Origin of the sequence: Bradyrhizobium sp. AUGA SZCCT0105, assembly GCF_018129565.1 — a bacterium.
Taxonomy (GTDB): Bacteria; Pseudomonadota; Alphaproteobacteria; order Rhizobiales; family Xanthobacteraceae; genus Bradyrhizobium.
Map to the genome: position 1 here is coordinate 117,111 of NZ_JAFCMK010000016.1, position 6,583 is coordinate 123,693.

Annotated in this window: 6 protein-coding genes; all 6 read left to right on the forward strand. The window is 65.1% G+C overall.

Going from position 1 to position 6,583, the window contains the following annotated elements; all coding sequences use genetic code 11:
* Positions 1-20: 20 nt before the first annotated feature.
* The 6 genes from JQ573_RS38115 (at position 21) to JQ573_RS38140 (ending at position 5,814) form a co-directional block, all read left to right on the forward strand.
* Positions 21-1,706, forward strand: coding sequence for a ParB/RepB/Spo0J family partition protein (locus JQ573_RS38115; protein WP_212319983.1), 1,686 nt, complete (start codon positions 21-23; stop codon positions 1,704-1,706).
* An 86-nt stretch (positions 1,707-1,792) separates the two neighbouring features.
* Complete coding sequence (locus JQ573_RS38120; RefSeq protein WP_212319981.1) at positions 1,793-2,269, forward strand: hypothetical protein; 477 nt, start codon at positions 1,793-1,795, stop codon at positions 2,267-2,269.
* Complete coding sequence (locus JQ573_RS38125; RefSeq protein WP_212319980.1) at positions 2,266-3,156, forward strand: DUF7007 domain-containing protein; 891 nt, start codon at positions 2,266-2,268, stop codon at positions 3,154-3,156. Before JQ573_RS38120 ends, JQ573_RS38125 begins: the two co-directional genes overlap by 4 nt.
* Positions 3,153-3,566, forward strand: a complete 414-nt coding sequence (locus JQ573_RS38130) for a hypothetical protein (protein WP_212319978.1) — start codon at positions 3,153-3,155, stop codon at positions 3,564-3,566. The genes JQ573_RS38125 and JQ573_RS38130 overlap by 4 nt, the downstream gene beginning before the upstream one ends.
* Positions 3,567-3,963: 397 nt before the next feature.
* Positions 3,964-4,551 carry a hypothetical protein gene (locus JQ573_RS38135; protein ID WP_212319976.1) on the forward strand — a complete coding sequence of 196 codons (588 nt, stop codon included), beginning with the start codon at positions 3,964-3,966 and terminating at the stop codon, positions 4,549-4,551.
* Positions 4,552-4,887: 336 nt separating this feature from the next.
* On the forward strand, positions 4,888-5,814 hold the full coding sequence (locus JQ573_RS38140) for an ArdC family protein (RefSeq protein WP_212319974.1): 927 nt from the start codon (positions 4,888-4,890) through the stop codon (positions 5,812-5,814).
* Positions 5,815-6,583 lie beyond the last annotated feature (769 nt).

Genomic DNA, 6,583 nt, shown 5'->3' on the forward strand with positions numbered 1-6,583 from the left:
AACCCGAACAGGAGAATCTCATGCATCTCATCAAGATTGATCCGCGTGCGCTGAACGAAAATCCCGACCGCATGCGCCAGACGAAGTCGACGCCTCAGGCGGACGCCCTCCTGCTCGCGACGATCAAGGCGGTTGGCATCGTCCAGCCGCCGGTCATCACGCCCGAGAGCGGCGGCCGCAACGGCTATGTCATCAATGCCGGTCATCGCCGCGTGAAGCAGGCCATCGCCGCCGGCCTCGAGGAGATCGACGTCCTCGTCGACGAGGCGGCGAACGACAACGGCGCCATGCGCTCGATGATCGAGAACATCGCCCGCGAGGCGCTCAATCCCGTCGACCAGTGGCGTGCGATCGAACGCCTCGTCGCGCTCGGTTGGACCGAGGAGGCGATCGGTGTCGCTCTCAGTCTGGCAGTCCGGCAGATCAGGAAGCTCCGCCTGCTCGCAAACGTGCTGCCTGCCATGCTCGATCACATGGCCAAGGGCGACATGCCCGACGAGCGCCAGCTCCGCACCATCGCCTCGGCATCGCTCGATGAGCAGAAGGAGGTTTGGAAGAAGCACAAGCCCTCCAAGGCGGATCCACAGGTGTCGTGGGGGAGCGTGGCGCAGGCTCTGACCAAGGCCCGCATGTACGCACGTCACGCCAGCTTCGGCGACGACCTTGCCCAGGCCTACGGCATCCAGTGGGTCGAGGACCTGTTCGCGCCGGCGGACGAGGACAGCCGCTACACCACGGATGTCGAGGCGTTCCTTGGCGCACAGCAGGAATGGATGACGAACAACCTGCCGAAGCGTGGCATGATCGCCGAGACGACGAGCTGGGGCGAGGTCAAGCTGCCGCGAAAGGCGGAGCGCGTCCACGGCAAGCCGTCGAAGTCGGATTGCACGGCGATGTATCTCGACCGTGACGGCCGGGTGCAGAGCGTGCATTACCGCATGCCTGCGGCGAAGAAGTCGAAGGATGGGGGCATGGCGACCGGCACTGACGCTGCCGACGAGAGCACAGCGGTCTCGAAGCCGCGTCCAGACGTGACGCGCAAGGGCGTCGAAATCATCGGTGACTTCCGAACGGATGCCCTCCATGAGGCGCTGGCGCGCGCGCCCGTCGAAGATGACGCGCTGATGGCACTGTTGATCCTCGCCTTCGCCGGCCAGAACGTCTCCGTCGATTCCGGTAGCGGCGGCACCTATTACGGCAACCGCCGGATTGCGCGCCATGCCGCCACGCTGTTCGATCAGGATGGCAACCTCGTCCTCCAGATGGACACGCTGCGCCTCGCGGCGCGCTCGATCCTCGTTGAGGTTCTCTCGTGCCGCGAAAACCGCACCGACAGCGGCATCGTTGCGCGCGTCGCCGGCGAGGTGGTCGGCGCGGACAACTTCCTGCCGAACATGGGCACCGACGACTTCCTGTCGTGCCTGTCGCGCACCGCGCTCGAAGGCTCGTGCAAGGACGCGTCGGTTCTCCCGCGCCAAAAGGTGAAGGACACCCGCGCCGCTTTGGTCGAGCACTTCAAGGAAGGCCGCTTCGTCTATCCGGCAGCGCTGTTCGCTCCGGACAACGTCGCTTTATTTGCCTGGCTGGCGAAGAACGTCGTCACCGCCGCCGACGAGGCCGACGATCAGGTCGAGGACCCGGACGCCGGCGAGGAGGATGGCGGCGAAGCCTCGGATGACGAGGCGTTCCGCGAGGCGGCTGAATAGTCCGCGCACCATATCCGAATGACACCCCGCCGCCGGCCCAGCTGGCGGCGGTTTCATTTCCAACACCCATGAACAGGAGGACGTCCATGTCCGCGCAGTTGATCTACGACCTCGTCCCGCTCGGAGCGATCATACGGTTTTCCGACAGCATGCCGCGGCCACCGGAGCGGCACCGCAAGAAGCTTGCGGCCTGGGAACACCGCAACAGCGGCGGCCGGCTGATCCGCAAGCAGGCAGAACGCCGCGTCGGCAACACCGTCATCGGCGCCACCATCACACTGCACGCCGGCGACTATGGCGGCGGCGGTGTTGTGGTGCTTCGCGTCCACCGGACCTTTTCGGTCGACAGCGACCTGAGGTTCGTCGTGACCGAACGCCCGAGGGTCGGTGCGGTCCGCGTGCTCAGTCGACCCGGTGAGGACGCCGAACTCGTCTATCTCGCCAGCAGCCGCGCCGACGCCGAATGCTGGCTGCAGAGCCACGGCTATCCGGATGCGGTTCTCGACGACGTGACAGCCGATGCGCCGGCAGCCAACGTCATGGAGGGGAGGACGGCCGAATGACGACGCGCTCACCTCTCACCACCGTGACGGACTCGAATTCTGGGCTTCCCGAGGTCGAGTTCGGCCGCAGTGGCGACGGCTATCTCGTTGCTCGTGTCGGCGACACGGCCTTCGCCATGCTGCCGGGACGCGACGCCCGCCACTATCTCGCGAGCGGCTGGCGCATCAACCGGCCGATCGCCGAATGGAAGCGCTCTGACTTCTACGGCCATTCCGGCGGGCTCGCCGACGAGGTGGCCTTCCGGACAAAGGTCTTGGAGAACGCCGAGCATCAGCGCGAGAAGCGTGCGCTCGGCCGTCGCGACGCCGGCTCCAATGCGAACACGCCATGGGGGCCGTCGCAGAGCGCCACCGTCTATGCGGAAGGCGTTATCTGCCATTCAACGGCGGGCCACGGCGGCTTTCATCTCTCGGCCGAGCGCAACCGCAAGGTCAATCCTGTACTGCGTGCGCCGGGCGGCTGGTACGAGGAAGACGAGGCCTGGGCGATCTTGGCGATCACCTTCCCGCATCTGTTCACCGGCTACGAGCGGCGCTGCGCCGAACGCACCATCAAGGATAGTTGGCCCGATGCGTGGGAGGCAATTTTTGGAATCGTGCTGCAGCCCGGCGAATCCCGTGAGAAGGATCGGCGCCCCTTCGAGAACGAGCACGCCGACAACTGGATCGTCGTGTCGGCGATCACGTCGGATCAGCAGCCGGGTTTTGTTGAAGTCGTCGCCACGCCGGGCGGCAGACGCGGCGCGGGCACTGAGGAGCGACGTTTCCTCGTCCCGTCCGACGAGTATCGGATCGGCCGCTTCGGCTTCGTCGTCGATGAGACCCGCCACCCGGTCTATCCCGGACCGTCGAGCTTCATCGCTTGGCAAGGAAGGAAGTCGCCATGAAGGCTTCCTCCGAACGCCTCACCCAGCTTTCGCGCATGGAAGAGGCACGCCGCCAGACGCAGCGTCAGCTCGACATGATCGACCGGCAGATCATTCGCCGTATGACGACGTTGATTCCGCAGCTCGGCCGCAAGCGATCCGGATACTGTCGTGGCAAGCCGCCTGACCCGGGCGCTTTCCTCGAACGCTATCATTCGAACCTTGCGGCGATCACCGCAGAGCGCCAGCCAGAAATCGACGCGCTATCGCGCAAGCTCGCCCGGCAAGATGCCGCGATCGAGACGCTTCGGGCTCGATGCGCGTCGGAGTCTCGACCCGCTCGTGGCGACCCGAAGCGCGCACATCGCAAGGACGAATGTCGCAATCCGGCCGACTGTCGTCCGGGGAAGCGGCACGGCGCTGCGGCCTAGAGAGGCCGAAGCTGACCTTGTGGCTCCCTAAGGCGAACGTCTCAAGCACGGCGCGAGGCTGGGGGTCTGCTGGATTGAGCCTTTCCGCATTCGCCACCGGGCCCGCACCCTGTCGGCCCTCCCCTCGGGTTTGCTGCGGTCTGCGCCGCCGGCGGTCCGCTTCAAGGCCGAGTCGCAAGCGACCAGGAACCACCGATCTCGGCAAGGCCCGGCCGCGTTCGGCGCAGGGCTCCAGCAAGCTGGGACCCTTCTTGTCCGCAGCCGGACCTCGCTCGCCTGGCGGTCCCCGGACCTTGAAGCGGCCCTCACCCCGGCGGCGCTTGGCGACCGCACCCGAAGGGAGGTCCGGCAGGGGCCGGATCGAACCTGACGGCGAAACCTTAGAAAGGAATTCACCATGACCAAACCTGCTCGTTCCTCTCGCGCCAGCGCCCGTGTCATCCCGCTTCGCAAGGGCACCACGCTCGAAATGGTCCGGCTCGCCTGCCCCGACTCGGCACAGGCACAGCGCATCTCCGAAAGCTTCGGCCTTGCGATCCAGGACAGCGACGGCATCCGCGATCTGCACGAGCGGCTCATCATCGAAACCGCCGACGCACTTAAGGACGGCCTGAGTGAACGCGCAATGCAGATTCACCTTCAGCGGATCGTCGGCGCGTATGTCGGCTCCGCGCACGGCGCTGGCCAGTTCTACACCCGCGCAGTCACCGAAGCGCGAGATGCGACCGCCAAGATTGCCAACAACAGTCGCGATGAGGACCTCGATGGTCCGGTCGGCTTCGATAGCCAGGCACAGCGCAAGCGTGAATTCGCCGCCGACATGGGCGTGCAGTCTCACGCGCTTCGCATGGCCGCCGAGGGCGCCGTCGCCGCCTATGAAAAAGTCGTCGGCGAGACTTGGAAGCCGTTCGAGCGTCCTGTCGACCACGCGACCGACACCGTCGGCAGGAAGGCGGCCAAGGCACAGATGTCGGCGTTCGACTGAGGCCGCCGGCGGGGCTTCGGCCCCGCCATTCTCTTTCATTATTCAATGTCGGCCGGTCCCTGCGGGCCGGCCTTTTTCATGTCGCACGGCGCGACGGCGCAAACGAGCAAAGAGAAGTAAATCGGCAGCGCCCCTCGCGGCCCGTGCCGGCGCTCGGTCGATGCTCCGGCCCGCGCGGCAGCGCAACGGCTTTGCCGTCCTCCACTGACGTTCCGGTCCGGCGTCTCTGTCGCCACTCAGGCCACCAGCGCCACCGGATGCGCGGCCCCGCAGACCTTCGCAGCGGACCGCCGTGACGGGCCGCGATGGGCGCGGTCTTCAACGGAGACTAGGATCATGACAGGTAAGGAAACGAAACCCCGCGCCGACATCTATGCGCGGATCACCGATCGCATCGTCGCGGACCTGGAGCGCGGCGTACGTCCGTGGGTCAAGCCATGGAATGCGGCCAACGCCGCTGGACGCATCACGCGGCCGCTGCGTCACAACGGCACGCCCTATCAGGGCATCAACGTCGTGCTGCTGTGGTCGGAAGCGGTCGCGCGTGGCTTCACATCACCGATCTGGATGACCTTCAAGCAGGCGCTCGAACTCGGCGGTCACGTCCGCAAGGGTGAGAGCGGAACGATGGTCGTCTATGCAAACAAGTTCACCAAGACCGAGACCGATGAGCATGGCGACGACGTCGAACGGACCGTTCCGTTCCTGCGCGCCTATACGGTGTTTTGCGTCGATCAGATCGACGACTTGCCGGATCACTATTATGGGCGCCCGGCTCCAAGCATCGCGCCAGGGCAACGCATTGCGCATGTAGACGGATTCTTCGCCAATACGGGCGCAACCATCCGACATGGCGGCGACAAGGCATTTTTCGCGCCGGCGCTTGATCTCATCCAGATGCCGCCATTCGAGAGCTTCCGTGACGCGGAGAGCTACGCCGCCACGCTCGCGCACGAATGCGTGCATTGGACTGGTCCGGCGCACCGCGTCAATCGCGATCTCAGCCGCTACGCCAAAGATCGAAGCGAGCGCGCCCGCGAAGAGTTGGTGGCCGAACTTGGCGCGTGTTTCCTCAGTGCGGATCTTGGTATCGTACCCGAACTCGAGCCGCGCGCCGATCACGCAAGTTATCTTGCGTCGTGGTTGGAGGTGCTGTCCAACGAGAAGCGCTTCGTCTTCTCCGCGGCGGCCCACGCTCAGCGGGCAGTCACTTATCTACACGATCTTCAACCCAAGCAGGCCGAGATCGACCAAGCGGCATGAGGCACAACGATCCGCGCCTCGGCCGCTCGCGCTCCATCGTTCACCTTTCTAAAAAATGACGAAGGCCTCGCCTCACGGCGGGGCCTTTCTTATGTGCATCGTTATGCGTGTGCCGGCGACTGGAGAGGCAGTGCTTCCCATCCTGGCGGCGTAGGCGAGATGCGCCGGGCGGGGTCTTCTGGCTTCCGAGATGTCCGTCTGTTTCTGGATGAGCGTCTTTCCGAAGCCGCAGAAGGCTGATGTCATGACGATGCGATAGTCCAGATTTGTTATTGCGTCCGCCGGACCGGACGGGCTTACGCGGTGCCCGCAAGTGTCTTTCACCAACGCGCCCATTGTCGTGCGGTGTGGCTGGCCTGTCGCTCAGTCGGATCCTCATCGTTCGGCCTGTCGCGCCCAGCGCGTCCTCGATTTGGCATGTCTAACCGAAGGCCGTCGTCGCTGCGCTCCGCCTCGATCAAAAAACCGCAACGGCCGTTCTCCGCTTTCTTCCCCTGGTCGCTGTGCGCCCATTCCTCGCGAGACAAGAAAGCCTCGCACTGGCCGCCCTCTACTGCGTGGCGGCCCTTCGGGTGCGGCCCGATCGCCTCCGGTCCACGACAGCCATCGAGGTCGCGATGGTCGCGGCCCGAGAGACGAAAGAGGATACGAACATGGCTACCATCGGCAACTTCACCATGAACGGCAACGGCTTAGGTTACGCGCGAGAAGGTGTCCTTTAGCGCGCTGACTGTTGCGAGTTTTGCACGCAGACGTCCGGGTCAAGCGT